Below are 24,708 nucleotides of genomic sequence, written 5' to 3'. Positions count from 1 at the left end.
GGAGGCATACACTTAATGGCAGACTACCTAGTAATTGTGGAATCGCCCGCAAAGGCAAAAACGATTGAACGCTATCTCGGAAAAAAATATAAAGTGCGTGCATCACTCGGGCATTTACGTGATCTTCCACGAAGTCAGATGGGCGTAGATACCGAAAATGATTTCGAACCGAAATACATTACGATTCGCGGCAAAGGCCCGATTCTTCAAGATTTGAAAAAAGAAGCGAAAAAAGCTAAAAAAATCTTTCTCGCAGCTGACCCCGACAGAGAAGGGGAAGCGATTGCGTGGCATTTGGCAAACCAGCTTGGCGTAGATATCGAATCAGATTGTCGAGTTGTTTTCAATGAAATAACAAAAGAAGCAATTAAAGAATCATTTAAGAATCCACGTCCAATCGATATGGATCGTGTCGATGCTCAACAAGCCCGCCGAATTTTAGATCGACTTGTAGGCTACAACATCAGCCCTATACTTTGGAAAAAAGTGAAAAAAGGGTTATCCGCTGGCCGGGTTCAATCCGTCGCACTTCGCATGATTATCGACAGAGAAAATGAAATCAATGCATTCGTTCCTGAAGAATACTGGAGCATCTCCGGTCAATTCGAAAAAGACGATACAACATTCGAAGCGGATTTCTTCGGCGATTCGAAGAAAAAAGTAAAACTTACAGACAAACAACAGGTCGATGAAATCTTAAGCCGGTTAAGCGGAGATACATTCGATATTGCGAATGTGGTTAAAAAAGAGCGCAAACGAAATCCGGCATTGCCGTTCACGACTTCATCTTTGCAACAGGAAGCGGCACGAAAGCTAAACTTCCGAGCGAAAAAAACAATGATGCTTGCCCAACAGCTTTATGAAGGGATCAACCTTGGTAAAGAAGGTCAAGTTGGTCTAATTACGTACATGAGAACTGATTCGACTCGAATTGCCGATAGCGCAAAAGAGGAAGCAAGATCATTCATCGAAACAATGTATGGGCAAGAATTTGTAGCGACATCAAAGCCAGCAGCTAAAAGCAGTACCGCAAAAACGCAGGACGCACACGAGGCAGTACGCCCGACATCTGTTATGCGACCACCTGCAGCTATGAAAACAGTATTGTCACGGGATCAACTACGGCTTTATAAACTCATATGGGAACGACTCGTCGCCAGTCAAATGGCGCCAGCGGTACTCGATACGGTTGCGGTCGATCTTGTGAATGGTGATGTTCGCTTCAGGGCGAATGGTTCGCAAGTTAAATTCCAAGGGTTCATGAAAGTGTATGTTGAAGGTGATGATGATAAAGAAGAGGAGAAAGACCGTATCCTCCCGCCGCTTGAAGAAGGCGAACAAGTGAAGTTTAGTGAAATCGATCCCAAACAGCACTTTACCCAGCCACCACCGAGGTTTTCGGAAGCGAGATTGGTCAAGACGCTTGAGGAGCAGGGAATAGGTCGTCCATCAACATACGCACCGACGCTCGACACAATCCAAAAACGAGGCTATGTCGTCCTCGATGCGAAAAGATTCCTTCCGACAGAACTTGGCGGTATTGTTCACCAGGCCGTAGATCAATACTTCCCTAATATTATCGACCTTGAGTTTACAGCTCAAATGGAAAAAGAACTTGATAATGTGGAGCATGGTCTGATTAAATGGAAGAAGGTTATTGATAACTTCTATGGCGATTTTGAGAAGCATGTGCAAATCGCAGATGCAGAGATGGAAAAAATAGAAATCAAAGATGAACCAGCTGGCGAAGACTGTGAGAAATGCGGTTCTCCTATGGTCTATAAATTGGGTCGATACGGCAAGTTTATGGCTTGTTCCGATTTTCCGGATTGCCGCAATACGAAAGCTATTATCAAACCAATCGGTGTGACTTGTCCAACATGTAAAGAAGGACAAGTCGTCGAACGGAAAAGTAAGACAAAACGTATATTTTATGGCTGTGACAGATATCCGGAATGTGAATACGTTTCATGGGATAAGCCGATTACAAGACCATGTCCGAAATGCGAAAGCACGCTAGTTGAAAAGAAACTGAAAAAAGGTGTACAGATTCAATGTACAGAATGTGATTATAAAGAAGATACGCAGTAAAAAAGAAAAGCGGAGGGCGCCGCCTAGATGCGGCAGGCATAAGGCGGTTTGGCGAAGTGGCGTACTTTGCCGCGCAGCCGAAACGACTTATGACCCTAGCCCCTAGGCGCTGGAGTCTGGACAAAAAGAAAAGCGGAAGCGCCTGTTTAGCCCCGAAAAGCGCTGAAGCCTAGACAACAAGAACATTAGAGAGAAGGTGACGGGATGACACCCATCGTAAATGTGATAGGTGCAGGCCTCGCTGGGAGTGAGGCTGCATGGCAAATTGCTAGCCGTGGAGTGAACGTACGTTTATATGAAATGCGACCGGTAAAACAGACGCCTGCGCACCATACAGACAAATTTGCTGAGCTCGTGTGCAGTAACTCGTTGCGCGCGAACAATTTGACGAATGCAGTTGGAATTATCAAAGAAGAAATGAGGATGCTCGACTCTCTCATTATTCGAGCAGCTGACGCTTGTGCGGTTCCTGCTGGAGGGGCATTGGCAGTCGACCGCCACGAGTTCGCTGGCCATGTTACCGACACGATTCGAAACCATCCACTTATCGAAATTATAAATGAAGAAGTGACGGAACTACCGGAAGGCATTACGATTATTGCGACGGGTCCGCTGACATCACCGGCACTTGCTGAACAAATTCGTAAACTGACAGGCGAGGAATATTTATATTTCTATGATGCTGCAGCACCAATTATAGAAAAAGACTCCATTGATATGGACAAAGTCTATTTAAAATCTCGTTATGATAAAGGCGAAGCAGCCTATTTAAACTGCCCAATGAATGAGGAAGAATTTGAACGATTCTATAATGCGCTTGTGGCGGCAGAAATTGTACCCCTTAAAGAGTTCGAAAAAGAAATCTACTTCGAAGGATGTATGCCGGTGGAAGTGGTTGCCCAGCGCGGAGCACAGACTTTGTTATTCGGCGCACTTAAACCAGTTGGACTTGAACATCCGGTAACAGGAAAACTTGCAAAAGCAGTCATTCAGCTTCGTCAAGATGATGCTGCTGGTACTCTATTCAACATCGTAGGGTTTCAAACGCATATGAAATGGGGCGCGCAAAAGGAAGTAATCAGGCTTATCCCGGGTCTTGAAAACGTTGAAATCGTCCGCTATGGTGTCATGCATCGTAACACATTTATTAACTCACCACGTGTGCTTGATGCGACTTATCAGTTAAAGGCAAACTCCAATGTATTTTTCGCAGGACAGATGACTGGTGTAGAAGGGTATGTTGAATCGGCAGGTTCGGGCTTAATAGCCGGCATTAACGCCGCCAATCTGGCACTTGGTAAAGAATTAATCCTTTTCCCGCACGAAACAGCACTCGGGAGCATGGCGCGATATGTCACTGAAGCCAATCCGCAGAACTTCCAGCCCATGAATATCAATTTTGGTCTTTTCCCGGAACTTGGTAAACGCGTTAGGACCAAATTGGAACGTGCTGAGAAGCATGCAGAACGTGCACTTAAAGCGATTAGTGAGTTTCAGTTAGTATCACTATCTTGAATAATTTGATATTAAAAGGAGAAGGCTAGGGATGTATTCCAAGCCTTCTCCTTTTAATTGTCTAAATTACGTTGGCCATGAATACCTATATAAACTAAGCGAAGGTGCCTTACAAGGAATTATTCATTTCAATTTATATTGGAAATTATAAAATCTAGTACGATGGATAAGTTGCGAATAAGAGAATTGACGTCTAGATTACAGTGCTTTTGCTCTGTATATGAACAAATTGTGTCAGGAACATGAACAAATCGAAAGAGGTCAGACTTCTTGGCTATTGATAGTTGCCGTAGGATCAACATGTATTGTATAGTGAATCGTGGATGACTTTTGAATTTCTGGATTAGTCGCTTTCTTTCGGCTATTAGTCAACTCGCTTTACTATGACGTTTCGTAAATAATGTGTTATTATTCAAATGACTCGAAATACTTTAATAACTTAAAGGCTTTTTATTCAGGGAGGATGAAGTGTATGACAGTACAACCTTCTATCATCCGTGATGAATACATTTCGTACGTACGCTTAGAAAAGAACTATTCATATCACACAGTATCAGAGTATGAAAAAGATGTTGATGCATTTCTGTCGTTCCTGGAAGTCGAAGGCATTACAGATTTGAACGATGTGACTTACCCTGAAGCAAGACTTTATGCTACTGAACTGTATGACTTGGGTTTATCGAGAGCATCGATTTCTAGAAAAATATCTTCTATCCGTTCCTTTTTCAAATTTTCAAATGACAGGTATGACATTAGTGATAGCGCATTTCGTTCTCTCCATCACCCGAAGAAGGAAGAAAGACTTCCGGCTTTTTTTTATGAAGAGGAAATGGAGACCTTATTTTCATCCTGTGAGGGGGAAGATAGAAAGTCTTTGCGTGATTATGCACTCCTTGAATTACTCTACGCAACCGGCATGCGGGTCAGCGAGCTGACTGCTGTCAAAATGCATGATATCGATGATCACCTTGGCATTGTTTTGGTAATGGGAAAAGGACGTAAGGAACGATATGTACCATTCGGTAGTTTTGCGCAATCTGCACTGGATGCTTATCGTGAGAAAAGTAGACTGAATTTGATGAAACAGAAAGAGCACGACATGCTGTTCGTCAATTTGCGGGGAGACCCACTGACTGATCGAGGTGTGCGCCATATCTTAAGCATGATGATGGAACGCGCATCACTTCACTCTAAAATCTATCCACATATGATTCGCCACTCTTTTGCCACCCACCTTTTGGCGGGGGGCGCCGACATGAGAACCGTTCAGGAGCTACTTGGACACAGTCACTTATCTTCAACGCAAGTGTATACACATATAACAAAAGAGCATTTAAGGAAAACATATATGAATACGCATCCGCGAGCATAGGAGGATGATCTGATGGAATTCCATGCAACGACAATCTTTGCCATTCGCCATGAAGGGTCTTGTGCCATGTCAGGCGATGGGCAAGTGACGGTAGGAAATGCAGTCGTCATGAAACATACGGCAAAAAAAGTCCGCCGAATTTTTGGTGGTAAAGTACTGGCAGGTTTTGCGGGATCGGTAGCGGACGCTTTTACGCTATTCGAATTGTTCGAAGCCAAACTGACAGAGTACAATGGCAACCTTCAAAGGGCTTCTGTTGAACTTGCGAAAGAATGGCGTGGTGACCGGATTCTACGGAAACTTGAGGCGATGCTCCTTGTAATGGATAACGAGCGTTTGTTACTCGTGTCTGGAACAGGAGAAGTAATTGAACCGGATGATGGTGTTTTGGCAATCGGTTCAGGTGGCCATTACGCACTTGCGGCTGGCCGGGCTTTGAAAAAGTACAGTGGGCATTCGCTCACTGCAGCAGAAATTGCCCAAGCGGCACTAGAGACGGCTGCAGAAATATGCGTTTTCACAAATGATCATATTATTGTGGAGGTACTCGAATGATAAAGAGACAAGAGCTGACACCCAAGGAATTGACTGCACATCTCGATAGATATATTATCGGTCAAGACAAAGCCAAGCGTGCAGTGGCTGTAGCCATTCGTAACAGGTACAGAAGAAGTCTGCTTTCTGATGACGAGAAAAGTGAAATCATACCGAAAAACATACTTATGATTGGTCCGACAGGTGTCGGGAAAACTGAAATCGCGAGAAGAATCGCTAAGCTAGTAAATGCTCCATTCCTTAAAGTAGAAGCGACGAAGTTTACAGAAGTAGGTTATGTAGGCCGTGATGTCGAGTCGATGATAAGAGATTTAACAGAAGCGGGCGTTCGAATTGTTCGGGAAGAGCAGCGTGAAGCTGTGAAAGGGCATGCGGTTATTCTTGCAGAAGAACGACTAATCGAATTACTTGTTCCTGAAAAAAAGAAAATGGGCGGTATGCAAAACCCGTTTGAAATGTTGTTTGGCCAAAAAGCAGAGCAGGAAGAACCTGATTATGCAGAAGTAGCCGAAGTGAAGCGTAAACGCTCTGAGATTGCGACAAGCCTCAAAGCGGGGGAACTTGAAGAACAAATGGTCACTGTAGAAGTTACTGCACAGCAGCCATCTATGTTTGACGCTTTACAAGGGTCGGGTATGGAACAGATGGGTGCGAATATGCAAGACGCATTTTCTTCTCTTATGCCGAAAAAGACAGTCAAGCGCAAAATGAAAGTAAAGGATGCCCGCATCGCACTTGAAGCGGAAGAGGCTGACAAGCTGATTGATCATGATGAAATCTCAAGACGAGCAATCGAGCTTACAGAGCAGTCAGGTATCATCTTCATTGATGAAATGGACAAAATTGCTAGTCGGGGCGGAAGTGGTTCGTCAGCAGATGTTTCACGGGAAGGCGTTCAGCGGGATATATTACCAATCGTTGAAGGCTCGACTGTTTCGACTAAGTACGGTACAGTAAAGACCGATTTCATTTTGTTTATTGCGGCAGGGGCGTTCCATATGTCAAAACCCTCCGATATTATTCCGGAACTGCAAGGGCGCTTTCCAATTCGGGTCGAACTTGAAAAGCTGACGAAGAATGACTTTGAACGTATTTTAAAAGAGCCTGATTTTTCTCTTATCCGTCAATATGAAAAATTGCTCAATACGGAAAATGTTGTTTTGGATTTTACTGACGAAGCAATTAGCCGACTTGCTGAAATTGCATTTGAAGTGAATGATGATACGGAGAATATCGGTGCAAGGCGTCTACATACTATCTTGGAGAAATTACTCGAAGAACTATCGTATGAAGCGGCTGATATCGGACCGGCAACGATTAAAATAACACCCGCGTATGTCGATGAAAAGCTGAAAGATATCGCGAAAAATAAAGATTTATCACATTTTATACTTTAATTGAAACGTTTTAGTTTATTTAATGATTAAAAACCTTTAGAATATTCACTAAACGCTAAGCAACTATTATGAGGAGGAAAAAAACAAATGAATTTATTATCAAAAACACGTGAAATTAACGCAATGCTACAAGAATCGGCAGGAAAACCTGTAAACTTTAAGGAAATGGCTGAGAAGCTTAGTTCTGTTATCGACTGTAATGCATTTATCGTAAGCAGAAAAGGGAAATTACTTGGTTTAGAAATACACCACCAAATCGAAAACGAACGCATGAAGCAAATGTTCGTTGATCGTAAATTCCCTGAGGAATATACAAATCGTTTGTTTGAAGTAAGAGAAACATCTTCAAATCTGGATGTATACAGTTCACACACAGTCTTTCCAGTTGAAAATCGTGAACTCTTCAAAGACGGCTTAACAACAATTGTTCCAATCGTTGGTGGCGGTGAACGTCTTGGTACACTAATCTTGGCTAGACTTAAAGAAGATTTCCAGGATGATGATTTGATCCTTGCGGAATACGGTGCGACTGTTGTCGGGATGGAAATTTTACGTGAGAAATCAGAGAAAATTGAAATCGAAGCACGTAGTAAAGCAGTTGTTCAAATGGCTATCAATTCCCTTTCTTATAGTGAACACGAAGCGATTGAGCACATTTTCCATGAGCTTGATGGTAATGAAGGTCTACTAGTCGCATCTAAAATTGCAGACCGTGTAGGTATTACACGTTCTGTAATCGTAAATGCACTTCGTAAACTAGAAAGTGCTGGCGTTATCGAATCTCGTTCCCTAGGAATGAAAGGGACATATATCAAGGTCCTTAATAATAAATTCCTTGAAGAACTTGAAAAACAAAAATCATAAGTATGTATTAGGTATAAAGGCACTTCTTCCGGATTTGGGGAGAAGTGCTTTTTTGTTCTTTATATAAATCAAAATAAAAGGAATAAACTGACACTTGAAGGGTGTGTATAAGAGTAATGGATAAATGAAGGCTTTGGAACTAAGTATTCTATTTATATAATTAATCTACTATAAAAAAGGTTGTTTTGAACTAATAGATATTATCCTTCTAATATAGACAAGAATCAACAAAATCCGCTACAATAGAAGTATGTGTTAAGAGTAATAGATTAGTACTGGGGAATGAATACTATTTGATTCACCAATAGAGGGAACAAGAGGTGGTAACAATGAATTTGTTTGGATCGACGATAACGCAATTGGAGCGCGGATTGGATTATTCTGCAACAAAAGGGAAAGCGATTTCGCAAAATATAGCAAATGTCGACACGCCGAATTATAAAGCGAAAAATGTCAGCTTTAAAGATGTTTTTGCAAATGTTCAAGCGAATTCGTTGGAAGCTTATAAAACAGACGAGCGGCATATCAATTTCAAGCCTAATACGGCGCATTCAGGTGTTTTTAATTACTCAAATCTTCGTTATCGACAAGATGGAAATGGCGTAGATATGGATAAGGAACAGGCTGATCTTGCGGCTAACCAAATTTACTATAACGCAGTTGTCGACCGTATTAACGGAAAGTTCAATACGTTACAAAATGTAATTAAAGGAGGTCGTTGACGTTGACGATATTCCATAGCTTGAATACGTCTGCATCTGCATTGACAGCGCAACGCATGCGGATGGATGTCATTTCGTCCAATATGGCGAACATCGATACAACGCGGGGGAAAATGGTAGACGGTGAATGGCAACCCTATCGCCGTAAATCAGTTACATTTCAACCGCGTGAAGGGCAATTCTCATCGATGCTAAATGCCTCGATGGGTAAATCAATAAAAGGGTCGGCAGGATATGGCGTTACGGTTTCTAGGATTAAAGAAGATACCGAAACGCCATTTAAACTTGTCTTTGATCCGTCTCATCCCGATGCGAATGACGAAGGATATGTTTCGATGCCAAATGTTGATCCGCTGCGGGAAATGATTGACCTGATGTCCGCTACACGTTCTTATGAAGCAAACGTAACAGTGATTAATGCTAATAAATCAATGCTTATGAAAGCTCTTGAAATCGGCAAATAATGATACTGGAAGGATGTTACCTTAATGGCTATACAGTCTATTTTTAATCCTGTGCAATCAGCAGGAGTACTTAAAATGGAAAATCAAATGAAACCAACTCCAACACCATATGAAGCGCAACAAAGTTTCGGAACCTTTTTAAAAGATGCGATTCAAGAAGTTAATAATAAACAATCAGATTCAGATATGATGACGGAAAAATTAGTGCGTGGTGGCGATGTCGAACTTCATGATGTCATGATTACAGCACAAAAGGCGTCGATTGCGTTAAATGCAACGATGGAAGTTCGAAATAAAGTAATTGAAGCGTATCAAGAAGTCATCCGGATGCCTGTTTGAGTGTACGCGACATATAAGTTGTCCATTATTGAATTACGCAAGTTGACCGGGGGATTACAATGAATGAAAGATTGACGAAAATCAAGACGGATCTACAAACGTTTTGGTCGAGTCGTACAAAAATACAAAAAGGTACTTATATCGGATCCACTATCGCCGTTATTTTAATCGCTGCTTTCTTGACGTTCTTTCTATCAAGGACGGAATATGTGCCACTCTATTCGGAGGTGTCTCGGGCGGAAATCGGACGCATTAAAGAACAGCTTGATGCTCAAGGGGTTAAAAATAAAGTTGCACCAGGTGGGACATCGATACTAGTGCCGCGGGACAGCGTAGACTCTTTATTGGTATCCCTTGCGGCAGAAGGTTTTCCAAACTCAGGAATGATTGATTACTCGTTCTTTGCAGAAAATGCGGGATTTGGAACGACGGACAATGAGTTCAATATGATTAAACTTGCTTCGATGCAAACTGAACTTGCGAACCTGATTAAAGGTATCGAAGGTGTAAAAGATGCAAAAGTAATGGTCACATTGCCAACAGAGAGTGTTTTTTTGAATGAGAGTACGCAACAGGCAAGTGCATCAATCATGTTGAAAACTGATGCGGGACACCAATTCACTGAACCACAGATTACTGCACTTTATAATCTAATATCGAAAAGTATACCGAATCTGTCGACTGATGATATTGTCATCATGAATCAGTACTCCGAGTATTTTGATTTGAAAGCTACAGATAATGCGTACGGACCTAGCATTACGGATCAAATGACGCTTAAAAAAACAATCGAACGTGATTTGCAACGCCAAGTACAGATGATGCTTGGAACAATGATGGGACAAGATAAAATTGTGGTCTCAGTTACAACTGATATTGACTTCCAACTTGAAAACAGGGAAGAGAATCTTGTACAGCCCGTCGACGAGGAGAGTATGGAAGGCATTGCACTTAGCGTACAGCGTCTTACTGAATCGTTTACAGGAAATGGGCCAGTTGCGGGTGGAACTCCTGCAGGAGAGGACCCTACAGATAATGGAACTGGCTACGTGGAAGGGTCCTTTTCAAACGGCGATTATGAAAAAATCGAAGAAACGGTTAACAATGAAGTGAACCGCATTCGTAAAGAAATTGTTGAAAGCCCTTATAAGATTCGTGATATCGGAATCCAAGTAATGGTTGAACCACCAACAGCAGATGATCCAACATCAATGCCACCGGGAATGCAAGATGATGTCCAGCGCATATTGGAAACAATCATTCGTACATCTATCGACAAAGAGGCTGCTGGTGCGCTGACGATGGCGGAATTGAATGACAAGATTGCTGTTTCCGTACAGCCTTTTAATGGGAAAACAGTAGACTTGTCTACACCGAAGTCCGCAATCCCATGGTGGATTTACGTGATTGGTGGGGTCCTTCTTCTTATTATCGGTATTCTAGTGTTTATGTCCATTAGGAATCGCCGAAAAGCGGAAGAAATGGAAGAAGAATTGATTATGGAAGAACAGCTTGCAACATTTGACGTAGATGACATTAATAATGAACTTGAAACAGAAGGAACTGTCCGTAGGAAACAACTCGAGAAGATGGCAAAAGAGAAACCAGAAGAGTTTGCCAAACTATTGCGTACATGGATAGCCGAGGAATGACGGAGGGATGAACTGTGGTTAAGAAAGAAAAAGGGATGACAGGAAAACAAAAAGCAGCACTTCTGCTCATATCCCTCGGTCCGGAAGTGTCAGCAGCAATTTATAAGCACTTGAATGAAGACGAAATTGAGCGCCTAACGCTTGAAATTTCAGGTGTCAAAAAAGTTGAGGCAACCGTGAAAGAAGAAATTATCGAAGAGTTTCATCACATAGCACTTGCTCAGGATTATATCTCGCAAGGCGGTATAGGCTACGCGAAAACGGTACTTGAAAAAGCACTTGGTAAAGATCATGCGCAAGCAATTATCAACCGCTTAACATCTTCATTACAAGTGCGACCTTTCGATTTTGCTAGACGTGCCGATCCATCACAAATTTTGAATTTTATTCAAAACGAGCATCCGCAAACAATTGCGCTTATCTTGTCTTACTTAGAGGCAGAACAGGCTGGACTGATTTTATCGGCATTGCCACAGGAGATGCAGGCGGATATCGCGAGAAGAATTGCGACGATGGACTCAACTTCACCAGAGGTCATCAGTGAAATCGAAGCGGTACTTGAGAGAAAACTATCTTCAACCGTAACGCAAGATTACACGGAAACTGGCGGCGTCGATGCAGTCGTCGAAGTGCTTAATGGAGTCGACAGGACAACAGAGAAAACAATTCTTGATGCACTTGAAATTCAAGATCCCGAACTTGCAGAAGAAATTCGGAAACGCATGTTTGTCTTCGAGGATATTGTTACATTGGATAACCGTTCGATTCAACGTATTATCCGCGACTGTGAAAATGAAGATTTAATCCTCTCGCTGAAGGTTTCTAGCGAAGAAGTGAAAGAAGTCTTGTTCAGGAATATGTCCCAACGGATGGCGGAATCATTCCAAGAAGAGATCGAAGTCATGGGACCTGTTCGATTGAAAGATGTCGAAGATGCTCAATCTCGTATTGTGAGCACGATTCGCAGACTGGAAGAAACAGGTGAAATCATAATCGCTCGTGGTGGAGGAGATGACATCATTGTCTAACGTATTTCGTTCATTCAATACGATATTGGAGGATGGAGAAACGAAAGAAATCTCCATTCGGAGCCTTTACGTTTCGCAAGAAGTCGACGCGGAAGTGAGTTTGTCCTTAGAATCCATACTTGTTGAACGGGACCGCTTGTTGAAAGAGGCCAACACGATAAATGAGCAGGAAAAAGAGGCAATTGAACAACTGAGACAAACTGCCACTGAAGATATCTTATCGATGCAAGCAGCCTGGCAGAACGAAAAAACTGTACTTCAACAACAAGCATATGATGAAGGGTTTCAAGTCGGTTACGAAGAGGGGCGTAATAAGTCATTATCGGATATGGCAGCTTCTATTAGTACTGCAAATGAAACGACGGAGTTATCCTATGAAAATGCGCGTCAATATCTTGTAAGCCAAGAACGCATCATTCTCGATCTTGCAATGCTTTCTACAGAGCGGATTATTGGACAAGCACTTCAAGATGATAAGGAAGTTTATTTATCGGTTGTAAAAAGAGCCTTAAAAGAAACGCGTGAAATGAAAGAGATTAAGTTGTATGTTTCTCTAGATTACTTCGAACTTGTATCCGATAATCGTTCTGAATTGGCATCGGTTTTCCCGCCGAATGTGCCATTCCTTATTTTTGCAAATGATGATTTTGAATCAAACGAGTGCTATATCGAAACAAATCATGGGCGGATTGTTGTCAGCATTGACGAACAGTTGAATGAACTAAGGGAGAAACTCATCGGTATCATGGAAAGTGGTGATTGACGATGAAAAAAGCAGAGGACTTAATTGCGGTCATTCCAAATATAAAGACTTTTAAAAAGCTTGGACGCGTTGTCCGCGTTGTTGGTTTGATGATTGAGTCACAAGGACCTGAAAGTTCAATCGGTGATGTCTGCCATATCCATTTAAATAATACAGGCAAGGCCGACTCGATTATTAAAGCAGAAGTTGTCGGATTTAAGGAAGAAATCGTCATTCTGATGCCTTACACAAATATCCGTGATATTTCTAGCGGTTGCCTTGTTGAAAGTTTGGGGAAACCGCTTGAAATCAAAGTAGGTATGAATTTAGTAGGGAAAGTGCTTGATTCGATGGGGAACCCAATCGATAACAGCATCCTTCCGAGAGGGTTGACGACTGTTCGGACAGAACAAGACCCTCCTAATGCCCTTACCCGTCCGCCAATCAGCGAAAAGCTTGCGGTGGGTGTCAAGGCGATTGATGGTATGTTGACAGTTGGAAAAGGTCAGCGTGTCGGAATTTTCGCGGGATCTGGTGTTGGAAAAAGTACGTTGCTTGGTATGATTGCTCGTAATACGACAGCCGATTTGAATGTCATAGCACTGATAGGCGAGCGTGGCCGTGAAGTCCGCGAATTCATCGAACGTGATCTTGGACCTGAAGGCATGAGTAGGTCGATTGTTGTTGCTACAACATCGGACCAACCTGCGCTTATGCGTATTAAAGGAGCGTTTACCGCAACAGCAATCGCTGAGTATTATAGAGACAAAGGCATGAACGTCATGCTTATGATGGACTCAGTAACACGGGTAGCGATGGCGCAGCGGGAAATAGGACTCGCTGTCGGAGAACCACCTGCTACGCGCGGTTATACCCCTTCTGTCTTTGCTATCTTGCCAAAATTGCTGGAACGTACGGGCACCAATGAGAATGGATCCATTACGGCATTCTATACAGTACTTGTAGATGGCGATGATATGAATGAGCCAATTGCTGATGCAGTTCGAGGAATCCTGGACGGTCACATTGTACTCGATCGGACACTTGCGAACAAAGGACAATATCCTGCAATCAACGTATTGAAAAGCGTTAGCCGGCTTATGAACCATATTGCGGATCCAGAGCATGTCAAAGCAGCAGAAAGATTGCGCGAACTTTATTACACCTACAATAAATCCGAAGATCTGATTAATATCGGAGCCTATAAACGCGGGACATCTAAAGAAATTGATCAAGCAATTGAATTCGAACCACTTATTACAAACTTTTTAAAACAAGGTTTCAAAGATAATATTTCAATTGAGGACAGTATAGCTGAGCTCGTGTCACTCGGTGCGGGAGGCGGGAACGTATGAAGCCTTATAATTACCGTTTTGATAAAGTACTGACTTTCCGTGAACAAGAAAAAACCGAAACTGAAGTGGAATTTAAAGGGTCAGTCGAGGCATTCGAAACAGTTGCCACTAAACTGTATGACTTGCTGAAAAAGAAAGAAGATACGCTCACCGAACAACAGGTCAAGATGGCGGTCGGTTTTTCGGTTAATGAAATTCATTACTATGCTCGATTCATTAGTAGCTTAGAGAAAAGAATAGCAGTGGTACAACAGCAAGTCGTGCAGGCTCGCTCGAAAATGAATTGGTACGAGAATAAGCTGTTGGAAAAGACGCTTGAAGTTCGAAAGTTTGAAAAGATGAAAGAAAAAGATCGTGAACATCATCGAGCTGAAATGGAACAGCTAGAAGCGATTCAGCTCGATGAATTGTCGACGTTGAAGTTCCGCAGAAGAGAAAATAGGTGATAATGTGGTGAAAAAGACTAAACAAACAGAACGAGTACCAAAGGTAGAACAAGAGGGGAAAAGTAGTGCCTTTCAAAAATTGTTACTTTGGGTACTAATTCCATTGTTATTCACAACGGCACTCGTTCTAATCATTGCGAAATTCGCAGATGTCAACGTATTCGACAAGGCGAAAGAGTTGACTGGTAATTTACCGTTCATCACTGAAAAGAAAGAAGAAGATCCTATAGCAGGTGATTTGGTCCTCGAAGAGAGGGTCGTGACGATGCAGGCGGAAATTCAAGAGAAAGAAGCCCAACTATTCAAGGTTCAGCAGGATCTCGATAAATCAGCTACTGAAAATGAAAAATTGCTAATTGAACAAGAGAAACTCCTTGACGAAATTGCGGTGCTAGTGCGCGATAAAGACGACTCCAAACGGAAATTTAGTGATATCGTAACGACATTTGAGCAAATGTCTGCAAAATCTTCAGCACCTGTCATTACGAAAATGAGCGATGCTGAAGCAATACGAATTTTGACGAACTTGAAATCGGATACACTTGCTTCGATTCTGGAAAAAATGTCGCCGGAAGCTGCGGCGAAATATACGACGATGATGACCAAGTAATTGGGACTTTATACAGCTGCTTTTGAAGGGAGGTGAATAAGTGAACATCGCATCATTACAAGCAATGGTTGGGATGAACGTGCAGACTTCGTTGAATAATGTTCAGTCAGGTCAGCAAGCAACAAATTCATTTGGATCGGTTTTCAGCAGTATCGCTGGAAATGTCCAATTAGCTGTCGCTCCTGTACAGGAACTGACTGTCAGCGGGATAACCGATGAATCGATAATGGCAATTTTTAATGCAACTTCTATTGAAGAGCTTGGGACTGCTATTAAAGACCTAACAGATGGCGAAAGTAAACTAGATTCAATTTCTAATCTAGGTAATCTAGAAGAGCTTGCAAGTCTACTCAATCTTGAACCGAAACAACTGATTGAAAGCTTGCTTCAACTATTAGAACAAGCAGGTCTTGACGAAGAGGAATTGTCAGCAGTAGCCAATACGAATGACTTTTGGACGGTATTGAACGCCATTGATAAAGTGGCTCCACAGTTTTTCGCTCAATTGACAGATGCGCTTGAAGGGAAAGGCGAAATATCGAAACAACAGGCAATCGAATTATTGACGTTGCTTAAAACAGCAGAACTTACCGCGCCGAAAACCGATTTGCTTTTGAAGCAGGAACAGCAAGTATTTACACTACAAGGCTATCTTGCAACAACAGGTGAACGTTTCGAAAATGTCCTTAATTCTAGCAGTTCTGCGAAGAATGGCATGGTACAATTGATAGAGTCGAAAAACATAGTCCGATTTGTCGTTCCAGTAGATGCCGCTCGAACTTTGACAGATGATGGAACTATGGAAAAAGGTTCAGAATCATCGCCTAGCACGGTGAGTACCAAAGATGCATCGCAACAAGTTGTAAGTAGTGCATTAGGCACTGTTGTAGCAACTAAAGGTGAACTTACACTTACTGAAGTGGAAAATCGTACGAATGCACGAAATGAAGTTTTGATTAAAGAAATGCAAACTATTTTCAAACGTGCAAATTTCGGTCAAGCGGACGGAACGAACCGCCTTCTCATTAAACTTTATCCTGAACATCTGGGACAAGTTCGAATTGAATTGCTACAGGTAAATGGCATCATGACAGCACGGATTCTTGCATCCACTGCACTTGGTAAAGAGATGTTAGAAAGTCAGTTACATCAGCTTAGAAGCGCATTCCTTCAACAAAATCTGCAAGTAGAACGAATCGACGTTTCTCAAACATTGCAAGATACAACCAAAAACGATCGAGACCAAGCGTTTAATCAGCACTTCAGAAAAGAAGGACAAGAAACAGAAGAGCAACATGAACAAAACGATGAAGAAGAAATGACGTTCCAGGAGTATATGATTGATTTGGGGGTATAACGAATGGCAATTGAAGGACAAAAAGCGATTTCAGGAACGGATTATTTAGTCAATAAAAAGCGGGATGAGCGTAAAACTGGCGATGGAGTTATGGGTAAAGATGATTTCATGAAGTTACTCATCGCCCAATTACAAAACCAGGACCCGACAAATCCGATGAAAGATAATGAGTTTATCGCACAAATGGCTCAGTTCTCAGCACTTGAACAGACGATGAACTTATCGAAGTCGTTTGAAAAGTTCGCGGAAGCACAAGGTCAATCACAACTCATTCAGTACAACAGTTTTGCCGGTAAAGAAGTCCGTTGGCATGAACTAAGAGTTGATGATAAAGGTAATTCGGTTGTAGGTGAAGATGGCAATCCTATCGTTGATGAAGGTACTAATCGTATCGTGTCTGTTAAGTATGACAATGGTTCTGTCAAATTCATTATGGATGACGGCAAAGAATTGACACCAGGTAATATTTCAGAAGTAATGTCTGGTTCAAGTGGAACGAACAGCCTTGTTGAAGCGAGCATGCTAATCGGCAAGAAAGTCGGCTATATCGACGGTGAAGAAGAGAAGATAGGTATAGTCGCTTCGGTTTCCAATAAAGATGGAAAACTGCAATATATCTTAGAAGACGGTACCCGCATTGACGGTAAAAACTTTACATCGATAAGCAAATAACAAAGAACGGAGCGATTGTATGGACAAACTAAACCTCCATCGTATTCCATCACAGCCGCTTATTCGTCAAGGACAGGCACTGGCATCAACACCAAGCCCAAAGCAATCGTTTCTCGAACATCTGAACAAAGCGGCGCAGCCTTCTGAACTTAAAATAAGCAAACACGCATCAGAGCGTTTGGCAGAACGAAACATCCAGATAACGGATGCTGAGTGGGCACATGTCACTGAGAAGGTGAACGAGGCAAAGTTAAAGGGAATTAAAGAATCGCTCGTTTTGATGGACCAGGCAGCACTTATCGTAAGTGCAAAGAACTCTACAGTCATTACAGCGATGGATCGCATGGAAGCGAGAGATCAATTATTTACGAACATCGACGGCACAATTGTGCTTAGTTAAAATTCGGCAGGACCTTTATGGATGCCAATAACCGCTGACTGATAGATGCGGTTACACTTTTTAAAATCGAAAGGGGAAAAATATAAATGTTACGTTCAATGTACTCAGGGATTTCAGGTCTACGAAACTTCCAAACAAAACTAGATGTAATTGGTAACAATATCGCAAACGTTAATACGTACGGATTTAAAAAAGGTCGTACGATTTTTAAAGACTTGATATCACAAACTGTAGCAGGCGCTTCGGCACCGGGCGATGCACGCGGTGGGGTCAACCCAAAACAAGTTGGACTTGGATCCCAAATTGCTGCGATTGACACGCTTCATACAGGTGGGTCTACACAATTTACAGGGAATACATTAGATCTTGCCGTTGCTGGAGATGGTTTTTTCCAAGTGATGCAAGGCAATGAAACTATGTATACAAGAGCAGGGAATTTTTACATGGATAGTAGTGGAGATCTAGTTGATGGTGACGGGAGATATGTGCAAGGTGAGTTAGGCAAGATTACGATACCTACTACGGCATCATCTATGTCAGTAGGTCAAGATGGTACTGTTTATTTTGTGGATCTACCACCAGGCGGTGCCGCTAAAATTGCAGCGGCAGAGGTTATATTTAATCCAATTGAAAAGAATTTTAAAGCTGCTGAAGTGGTTTTGAATACAGCTGAAGCTACTTTGAAAAAAGCTGAAACAGATGTGAAAAAAGCTCAAGCAGATGTGAAAAAAGCTGAAGCTTTGGTTCCAGCCGATGCGACTGCAGTGTCAGCAGCTAAAGCTGTGGAAGTCACAGCTTTAGCTGCTGAAGTCGCAGCTACAACTGCAGTAGGTGCAGCTACAACTACGTTAACACCACTTCGAGGACCATATAATACAGCTAAAGATGTTTTCGACAAGGTAATGTCAGACAATAAGGCAACTCTTCAAGAAGCAGGGCAAATTCAAATGGCAAAATTCTCAAACCCAGGTGGTCTTGAGAAAACAGGCGGTAACCTATTCAGAGAAACTGCGAACTCCGGTGAAGTATTAACTGGTGTTGCTCTTCAACAAGGTTTTGGAAAAGTAGAATCCGGTTTCCTAGAAATGTCCAACGTCGACCTAGCTGAAGAATTTACAGAAATGATTGTCGCACAACGTGGTTTCCAAGCAAACACGCGGATTATCACAACATCCGATGAAATCCTACAAGAACTTGTTAACTTGAAACGATAACTAATCATGAATCACAAATCACAGCACAGGTAATCTAACATAGCTTCACTAGAAAAGGAGGGTCGGGCCGGCTCTGTGCCCGGCCCCTTACATATGATACGAGTTACGCGTCTAAATAAAACCGAATTTACATTGAACGCGCTGTACATAGAGAAAGTCGAGTCATTTCCTGACACGACGATTACTCTTACGACAGGAACGAAATATGTTGTCCTTGATACGGCTGACGAGGTGAATAGCCGTATTATCAAGTTTTATAAGGCGGTCCAGTTATTATCAAATCCGCATATATGGAGTGAAGAAGATGAAGAATAAAGTGCTGTCGGTATCTCTTATTATACTAGTTTGTATCACACTTATCGGCGCAGTTATACTCATTCTCGTTATGCAGCTGAATAAAGGTGATGAAGTAAAAGAGCCAACAATTGATGAGATTATCGAATCATCAGTTGATATAGAAGAAATTACGACAAACCTTGGCAACCAACAATTTGTACGTCTCACTTTGAAAATCCAGACAGATAATAAGTTGGCTGGAGAAGAACTTGCAAAAAGGGACTTCCAAGTGAAAAATATTGTTATCCAAGAACTTTCCGAGATGACGTCGAAAGACCTTGAAGGGAAAGCTGGCAAAAAGGCATTTGAGGATGCCTTAATAGCACATCTCAACCCACTAATGCAAAATGGGGAAGTTCAAAAAGTCTATATCGTATCTTACATTATTCAATAACTAGTCAAGTTGAACAAATGAATACCCATATTACTATATAAACTGGGCGAGAGGCACCCCCTAGCGCCGCAACGGATTCAATTGAATTCACCTATATAGTCAAGTAGTTACACTAGAGTCTGATAGCGGGAGGTGACCATATAATGGCCGGGGATATATTATCCCAAAGTGAGATCGACGCATTATTATCTGCGATTTCAACAGGGGAAATGTCTGCAGAAGACATGAAAAAAGAAGATGAGACACGGAAAGTAAAAGTGTATGATTTTAAACGTGCCCTTCGATTTTCTAAAGATCAGATTCGCAGTTTAACGAGAATTCATGAGAACTTTGCAAGACTATTAACAACGTATTTTTCAGCACAACTACGAACGTATGTCCAAATTAGTGTTGCATCGGTTGATCAGATTCCGTTCGAGGAATTTATACGTTCAATTCCGAATATGACCTTAATTAATATTTTTGAAGTTCCACCGTTAGACGGTAATATCCTGATGGAAGTAAATCCGAATATTGCTTATACGATGCTCGATCGAATGATGGGTGGGGTTGGAGAAAGTCCGGGAAAAGTCGATAATCTGACTGAAATTGAATTGAAGATTATGACAAATTTATTTGAACGTTCATTTGACAATTTACGCGAGGCATGGTCAGGAATTATTGATATCGACCCATTCTTAACTGAGATTGAAGTCAATCCTCAATTCCTTCAAATGATATCGCCGAATGAAACGGTCGTCGTTATCTCTTTCAATATTATCATCGGAGAATCTAGTGGAATGATCAATATCTGTATTCCACACGTCGTTCTTGAACCAATCGTTCCGAACTTATCGGTACGTTATTGGATGCAGACCAACAAGAAAGAGCCTACGACAGAGCAAAGTATGGTTATTGAAAAACGTTTAAAACAAGCTCCTTTGTCTGTTATCGCGGAACTTGGCAATGCAGAGATGACAATTGAGGATTTCCTCTACCTTCAAGCGGGGGATGTCGTAAAGCTAGACCGTAAAATTGACGATCCACTCGTTATAAACATTGGTGGTATTCCTAAATTCACGGCACAGCCGGGGCAATTGAAAAATAAGATGGCTGTTCAGATAATAGATACAAAGATCGGAGGGGATGAAGATGATGAGTGATAATATCCTTTCGCAGGAAGAAATTGAAGCATTACTTCGTGGGGAGCCTTTGTCGACCGATGAGCCTAAGGACTCCACCACTCAGGGAATAATTACTGCAGATTATTTAGACGATATGGAAAAAGATGCGCTTGGTGAAATTGGTAATATCTCTTTCGGTAGTTCTGCAACAGCATTATCTGCATTGCTCGGACAGAAAGTTGAAATAACGACGCCGACTATATCGGTTGTGGATAAAGAAGCTTTAGAAGTAGAATTCATTCATCCATATGTGGCCATTAAGGTAGACTATACAGTGGGTCTTAGCGGTATGAACTTACTTGTTATAAAACAAAGCGATGCAGCGATCATTGCGGATCTTATGTTAGGCGGCAATGGTTTAAATCCAAATACAGACCTTGGTGAAATCCATTTGAGTGCGGTCCAAGAGGCGATGAATCAAATGATGGGTTCAGCGGCGACTTCGATGTCGACTTTGTTCAATAAAAAAGTCGACATTTCACCGCCAACAATTGACTTGATGGACGTTCTTGAAGACCAAGGACGGGATCTTATTCCCGAAGATGATTTAATGATTAAAGTATCGTTTGCACTTAAAGTAGGCGACCTGATCGATTCAAACATTATGCAATTAGTTCCACTAGGATTTGGGAAGAAATTAGTTGCCTCTCTCATGGGTGGTGATGCAGAAGAGGAAACTGCGGCAGTTGCCGAGATGACTCGACCAACAGAACAGCAATCCACTCCTATCCAACAGCCAGCACATCAACAACAAGTGCAGCAGCAGTCGTACGAACAAAATGGTTATGACCATGGTAAGCAGCAACCGGTTTATGACACACAATACGGACAGCCAGCACCGCAACAGCAGATGCAAATGCGTCCGCAACAACCGCAGGTACAAGTACAGCAGGCACAGTTTGCCAACTTTGAAAGTCCATCTTTAAATAAGTCAGAGTCCAATAACTTGAACATGCTCCTTGATATACCTTTACAAGTAACGGTCGAACTTGGCAGAACAAAGCGTTCGGTTAAGGAGATTTTGGAAATGTCGAGCGGTTCCATTATTGAATTGGACAAACTTGCGGGAGAACCGGTTGATATATTAGTAAACAACCGCCATATCGCAAAAGGGGAAGTTGTCGTTATCGACGAAAACTTCGGGGTACGAATCACAGATATTCTAAGCCAAGCGGAACGTTTAAATAATTTAAGATAATTTAACGGGGGTAATGATAATGAGTAGACGTATATTAATAGTAGACGATGCAGCTTTCATGCGAATGATGATAAAAGATATTTTGACAAAAAACAATTTCGAAGTGGTTGGTGAAGCAGCAGACGGTGTACAAGCTATTGAAAAGTATTTCGATTTAAAACCTGATCTTGTCACAATGGACATTACAATGCCTGAAATGGATGGTATTGCAGCTTTAAAAGCAATAAAAGAAAAAGACCCTGCGGCAAAAATCATCATGTGTTCAGCAATGGGGCAGCAGGCAATGGTAATCGATGCGATTCAAGCTGGTGCAAAAGACTTTATCGTCAAACCATTCCAGGCAGATCGTGTTGTTGAAGCAATCGAAAAAGCATTAGGATAATCGAAGGATGAAATTAACGATTGTACAAAAATTCTTGTCAGCTTTTATTCTACTTATCTTCCTAGTAACCCAATTGCCATACGTATCCGTCCACGCAGAGACCGATACTGATCCGAATAAACCGGTGTCCGAACTATTTAACAAAGAACCGGAAAAGGGTACCAGTACGGACACCGATGAGGACGCTATAACACCGCCCGCTGAAGATCTCACTACGGACAAGGCGGATGTCGGTTCCTCCGCGGGGGACTACATAAAAACGTTATTCGCTTTAGTGTTCGTCCTTGGATTATTATTTGGTCTATTGAAGTTCGTTAATCGGAAAAATAAGCTCTACGATAAAAATCGACTTATGAAAAACATGGGTGGTATTTCGCTCGGACAGCATAAATCGATTCAACTGGTCGTCATAGGCGAATCCTATTACCTTATCGGGGTCGGAGACGATATCCGATTGTTAAAAGAAATTACGGATCCCGATGAAATTGACAAACTAGTTGAATTCTACGCGGGTGATAATAGTACGGAGATAGTATCCGGGATGCTCAATCGGATACTTGCTAAAGTAGCGGGTAAATCGAAGAGTAACTCGAGTGTGAAAACGGAAGAATCACCCGATTTCAGTACTGTTTTTCAATCAAGGCTTGAGGAGATGAAAGAAGAGAGAAAACGGCATATCAGCCGGTTGACAGAAAAGGAGCGCAACCGCGATGAATGATATTGCTCAGTTTTTTTCAGACAGTGATCCGTCAAATGTATCGACATCTATCAAAATGATGCTACTTCTGACTGTATTGTCCTTAGCGCCAGCTATTCTAATTTTAATGACTTCTTTTGCAAGGATTGTCATCGTTCTGTCATTCGTCAGAACGGCACTTGCAACGCAACAAATGCCTCCAAACCAGGTAATTGTTGGACTAGCACTGTTCCTGACGTTTTTCATCATGGCTCCAACGTTTCAGCAAGTGAATGATCAGGCTCTTACTCCGCTATTTGCGGACGAGATTTCGCTTGAAGAAGCTTATGAAAAGGGAAGTATCCCACTTAAAGAATTTATGAGTAAGCATACTCGGCAGAAGGATTTGGAGTTATTCCTTCGTTACAATAAAGCGGATCGACCTGAATCACTTGAAGACATTTCACTGACAATGTTAGTTCCGGCATTTGCTTTGAGTGAAATTAAAACTGCATTCCAAATGGGTTTTATGATCTTCATACCATTTTTAGTTATCGATATGATTGTAGCGAGTATCCTTATGTCGATGGGGATGATGATGTTACCACCAGTTATGATCTCGTTACCGTTTAAAATATTGCTATTCGTCCTTGTTGACGGATGGTATCTCATTATTAAATCATTGTTGCAAAGTTTTTAGGAGGGGTTTTGAATGACAGAGGAATTAGTCGTAGAGATAGCTGAGCGTGCAATCTGGGTCATTCTTTTGACTTCAGGCCCACTCCTTATCCTTGCACTAGTGACAGGGCTTTCCGTGAGTATTTTCCAGGCAACCACGCAGATTCAGGAACAGACACTAGCATTCGTGCCTAAAATTGTTTCTGTCCTAGTTGGAATTGTCATTTTTGGTCCATGGATGCTAGCACGGGTTACAACGTTTACAGCGGATATCTTTGAGAATCTTGGACGGTATATCGGGTGATTAAATGGAAGAACTAGTCCCTTCATTAGCAGCATACTTACTTATCCTGACTCGAGTTACTGCATTTTTTGTTACACTGCCACTATTTTCTTATCGTGCAATACCGTCTACTCAGCGTATCATATTTGGTGCTTTGCTTGCGTGGGCGATGGTCTATACAGTGGACATGCCTGTACTGGAGATTAATGGAGCGTATCTATTGTTAGTCGTGAAAGAGGCAATGACAGGATTATTCATTGGAATCATCGCGTTCATCGTTATGTCTGCCATTCAAATCGCTGGCGGTTTTATCGATTTTCAAATGGGATTTGCAATTGCGAACGTTATTGATCCGCAAACTGGAGCGCAATCTCCACTTCTTGGTCAATTTTTTAACTCGTTGGCGATTCTATTATTACTGGCGTTAAACGGCCATCATATGCTCTTGGATGGTATTTTTTATAGCTACCAATTCATCCCGGCAGATCAACTTTGGCCGGCCTTTGGTCAAGAGGGAATGGTTGATTTCGTCATTCGGACTTTTGCAACCTCATTTGCAATCGCCTTCCAAATGTCAATTCCAATCGTCGCAACATTATTCCTCGTCGATTTAGCACTTGGAATCACTGCAAGAGCGGTGCCACAATTAAATATTTTCGTTGTAGGTTTCCCAATCAAGATTGGGGTTAGTTTCATCGTTCTGTTCATTATGATGGGTGTTATGGTTCAAATGATGAAGAAATTATTTGAAGTAATGATTATTAGTATGAGGGACTTGATGTTAATTCTTGGAGGTGGCTAGT

At 41.9% G+C, this 24,708-nt stretch carries 28 protein-coding genes; all 28 read left to right on the top strand.

All coding sequences use genetic code 11. The features are described from left to right. Positions 1-15: 15 nt before the first annotated feature. The 28 genes from topA (at position 16) to fliR (ending at position 24,707) form a co-directional block, all read left to right on the top strand. On the top strand, positions 16-2,091 hold the full coding sequence (topA, locus tag AZE41_RS15595) for a type I DNA topoisomerase (protein WP_067211271.1): 2,076 nt from the start codon (positions 16-18) through the stop codon (positions 2,089-2,091). A 204-nt stretch (positions 2,092-2,295) separates the two neighbouring features. After that, positions 2,296-3,606, top strand: a complete 1,311-nt coding sequence (gene trmFO, locus AZE41_RS15590; protein WP_067211268.1) for an FADH(2)-oxidizing methylenetetrahydrofolate--tRNA-(uracil(54)-C(5))-methyltransferase TrmFO — start codon at positions 2,296-2,298, stop codon at positions 3,604-3,606. 472 nt (positions 3,607-4,078) lie between these two features. After that, the gene (gene xerC, locus AZE41_RS15585; RefSeq protein ID WP_067211266.1) at positions 4,079-4,978 is read left to right on the top strand and encodes a tyrosine recombinase XerC; all 900 of its coding nucleotides are present in this window, start codon (positions 4,079-4,081) and stop codon (positions 4,976-4,978) included. 9 nt (positions 4,979-4,987) lie between these two features. Beyond that, on the top strand, positions 4,988-5,533 hold the full coding sequence (gene hslV / locus AZE41_RS15580; protein ID WP_156476072.1) for an ATP-dependent protease subunit HslV: 546 nt from the start codon (positions 4,988-4,990) through the stop codon (positions 5,531-5,533). Further along, entirely contained in the window at positions 5,533-6,930 is a 1,398-nt protein-coding gene (hslU, locus tag AZE41_RS15575; protein ID WP_231885845.1) for an ATP-dependent protease ATPase subunit HslU, read from the top strand. Before hslV ends, hslU begins: the two co-directional genes overlap by 1 nt. 87 nt (positions 6,931-7,017) lie before the next feature. Continuing rightward, positions 7,018-7,794, top strand: coding sequence for a GTP-sensing pleiotropic transcriptional regulator CodY (codY, locus tag AZE41_RS15570; RefSeq protein WP_067211258.1), 777 nt, complete (start codon positions 7,018-7,020; stop codon positions 7,792-7,794). Between the two features lie 329 nt (positions 7,795-8,123). Next, positions 8,124-8,516, top strand: coding sequence for a flagellar basal body rod protein FlgB (flgB, locus tag AZE41_RS15565; protein ID WP_067211257.1), 393 nt, complete (start codon positions 8,124-8,126; stop codon positions 8,514-8,516). A 2-nt stretch (positions 8,517-8,518) separates the two neighbouring features. Continuing rightward, on the top strand, positions 8,519-8,980 hold the full coding sequence (gene flgC, locus AZE41_RS15560) for a flagellar basal body rod protein FlgC (RefSeq protein WP_067211254.1): 462 nt from the start codon (positions 8,519-8,521) through the stop codon (positions 8,978-8,980). A gap of 24 nt (positions 8,981-9,004) precedes the next feature. Continuing rightward, a complete protein-coding gene (gene fliE / locus AZE41_RS15555) occupies positions 9,005-9,319 on the top strand; it encodes a flagellar hook-basal body complex protein FliE (RefSeq protein ID WP_067211252.1) in 315 nt (104 codons plus the stop codon). A gap of 59 nt (positions 9,320-9,378) precedes the next feature. Beyond that, positions 9,379-10,971 carry a flagellar basal-body MS-ring/collar protein FliF gene (gene fliF / locus AZE41_RS15550; RefSeq protein WP_067211250.1) on the top strand — a complete coding sequence of 531 codons (1,593 nt, stop codon included), beginning with the start codon at positions 9,379-9,381 and terminating at the stop codon, positions 10,969-10,971. Between the two features lie 14 nt (positions 10,972-10,985). After that, positions 10,986-11,999: a flagellar motor switch protein FliG gene (gene fliG, locus AZE41_RS15545; protein WP_067211247.1), complete on the top strand. Its 1,014-nt coding sequence runs from the start codon at positions 10,986-10,988 to the stop codon at positions 11,997-11,999. Then, positions 11,992-12,762, top strand: coding sequence for a flagellar assembly protein FliH (gene fliH / locus AZE41_RS15540; RefSeq protein WP_231885695.1), 771 nt, complete (start codon positions 11,992-11,994; stop codon positions 12,760-12,762). The genes fliG and fliH overlap by 8 nt, the downstream gene beginning before the upstream one ends. Positions 12,763-12,764: 2 nt before the next feature. Beyond that, positions 12,765-14,096, top strand: coding sequence for a flagellar protein export ATPase FliI (fliI, locus tag AZE41_RS15535; protein ID WP_067211246.1), 1,332 nt, complete (start codon positions 12,765-12,767; stop codon positions 14,094-14,096). Continuing rightward, positions 14,093-14,542 carry a flagellar export protein FliJ gene (gene fliJ, locus AZE41_RS15530; protein ID WP_067211244.1) on the top strand — a complete coding sequence of 150 codons (450 nt, stop codon included), beginning with the start codon at positions 14,093-14,095 and terminating at the stop codon, positions 14,540-14,542. The genes fliI and fliJ overlap by 4 nt, the downstream gene beginning before the upstream one ends. Positions 14,543-14,549: 7 nt before the next feature. Further along, complete coding sequence (locus AZE41_RS15525) at positions 14,550-15,152, top strand: MotE family protein (RefSeq protein WP_067211241.1); 603 nt, start codon at positions 14,550-14,552, stop codon at positions 15,150-15,152. Between the two features lie 40 nt (positions 15,153-15,192). Beyond that, positions 15,193-16,509: a flagellar hook-length control protein FliK gene (locus AZE41_RS15520; protein WP_067211239.1), complete on the top strand. Its 1,317-nt coding sequence runs from the start codon at positions 15,193-15,195 to the stop codon at positions 16,507-16,509. Positions 16,510-16,512: 3 nt separating this feature from the next. Next, positions 16,513-17,181, top strand: a complete 669-nt coding sequence (flgD, locus tag AZE41_RS15515) for a flagellar hook assembly protein FlgD (RefSeq protein WP_067211237.1) — start codon at positions 16,513-16,515, stop codon at positions 17,179-17,181. A 19-nt stretch (positions 17,182-17,200) separates the two neighbouring features. After that, a complete protein-coding gene (locus tag AZE41_RS15510) occupies positions 17,201-17,581 on the top strand; it encodes a TIGR02530 family flagellar biosynthesis protein (protein WP_067211234.1) in 381 nt (126 codons plus the stop codon). Between the two features lie 86 nt (positions 17,582-17,667). Then, positions 17,668-18,795 carry a flagellar hook-basal body complex protein gene (locus tag AZE41_RS15505; protein ID WP_067211231.1) on the top strand — a complete coding sequence of 376 codons (1,128 nt, stop codon included), beginning with the start codon at positions 17,668-17,670 and terminating at the stop codon, positions 18,793-18,795. A 93-nt stretch (positions 18,796-18,888) separates the two neighbouring features. Continuing rightward, the gene (locus AZE41_RS15500) at positions 18,889-19,110 is read left to right on the top strand and encodes a flagellar FlbD family protein (protein ID WP_067211230.1); all 222 of its coding nucleotides are present in this window, start codon (positions 18,889-18,891) and stop codon (positions 19,108-19,110) included. Further along, positions 19,100-19,525 (top strand): flagellar basal body-associated protein FliL, encoded by a 426-nt coding sequence (gene fliL / locus AZE41_RS15495; protein ID WP_067211227.1) that lies wholly within the window; start codon positions 19,100-19,102, stop codon positions 19,523-19,525. Before AZE41_RS15500 ends, fliL begins: the two co-directional genes overlap by 11 nt. Positions 19,526-19,668: 143 nt before the next feature. Beyond that, positions 19,669-20,667, top strand: coding sequence for a flagellar motor switch protein FliM (gene fliM, locus AZE41_RS15490; protein ID WP_067211224.1), 999 nt, complete (start codon positions 19,669-19,671; stop codon positions 20,665-20,667). Further along, complete coding sequence (fliY, locus tag AZE41_RS15485; RefSeq protein WP_067214012.1) at positions 20,660-21,886, top strand: flagellar motor switch phosphatase FliY; 1,227 nt, start codon at positions 20,660-20,662, stop codon at positions 21,884-21,886. Before fliM ends, fliY begins: the two co-directional genes overlap by 8 nt. Positions 21,887-21,905: 19 nt before the next feature. Further along, the gene (locus AZE41_RS15480) at positions 21,906-22,268 is read left to right on the top strand and encodes a response regulator (protein ID WP_067211221.1); all 363 of its coding nucleotides are present in this window, start codon (positions 21,906-21,908) and stop codon (positions 22,266-22,268) included. A gap of 7 nt (positions 22,269-22,275) precedes the next feature. Then, on the top strand, positions 22,276-22,986 hold the full coding sequence (locus AZE41_RS15475) for a flagellar biosynthetic protein FliO (protein ID WP_067211220.1): 711 nt from the start codon (positions 22,276-22,278) through the stop codon (positions 22,984-22,986). Further along, a complete protein-coding gene (gene fliP / locus AZE41_RS15470) occupies positions 22,979-23,644 on the top strand; it encodes a flagellar type III secretion system pore protein FliP (protein WP_067211217.1) in 666 nt (221 codons plus the stop codon). The genes AZE41_RS15475 and fliP overlap by 8 nt, the downstream gene beginning before the upstream one ends. A gap of 12 nt (positions 23,645-23,656) precedes the next feature. After that, the gene (fliQ, locus tag AZE41_RS15465; protein WP_067211214.1) at positions 23,657-23,926 is read left to right on the top strand and encodes a flagellar biosynthesis protein FliQ; all 270 of its coding nucleotides are present in this window, start codon (positions 23,657-23,659) and stop codon (positions 23,924-23,926) included. 4 nt (positions 23,927-23,930) lie between these two features. Further along, a complete protein-coding gene (gene fliR / locus AZE41_RS15460; RefSeq protein WP_067211213.1) occupies positions 23,931-24,707 on the top strand; it encodes a flagellar biosynthetic protein FliR in 777 nt (258 codons plus the stop codon). Position 24,708 lies beyond the last annotated feature (1 nt).

The organism is Sporosarcina psychrophila (genome assembly GCF_001590685.1).
Classification (GTDB): Bacteria; Bacillota; Bacilli; order Bacillales_A; family Planococcaceae; genus Sporosarcina; species Sporosarcina psychrophila.
The sequence above is the reverse complement of the archived record's forward strand: the minus strand, read 5'-3'. Positions and strand labels throughout refer to the sequence as shown.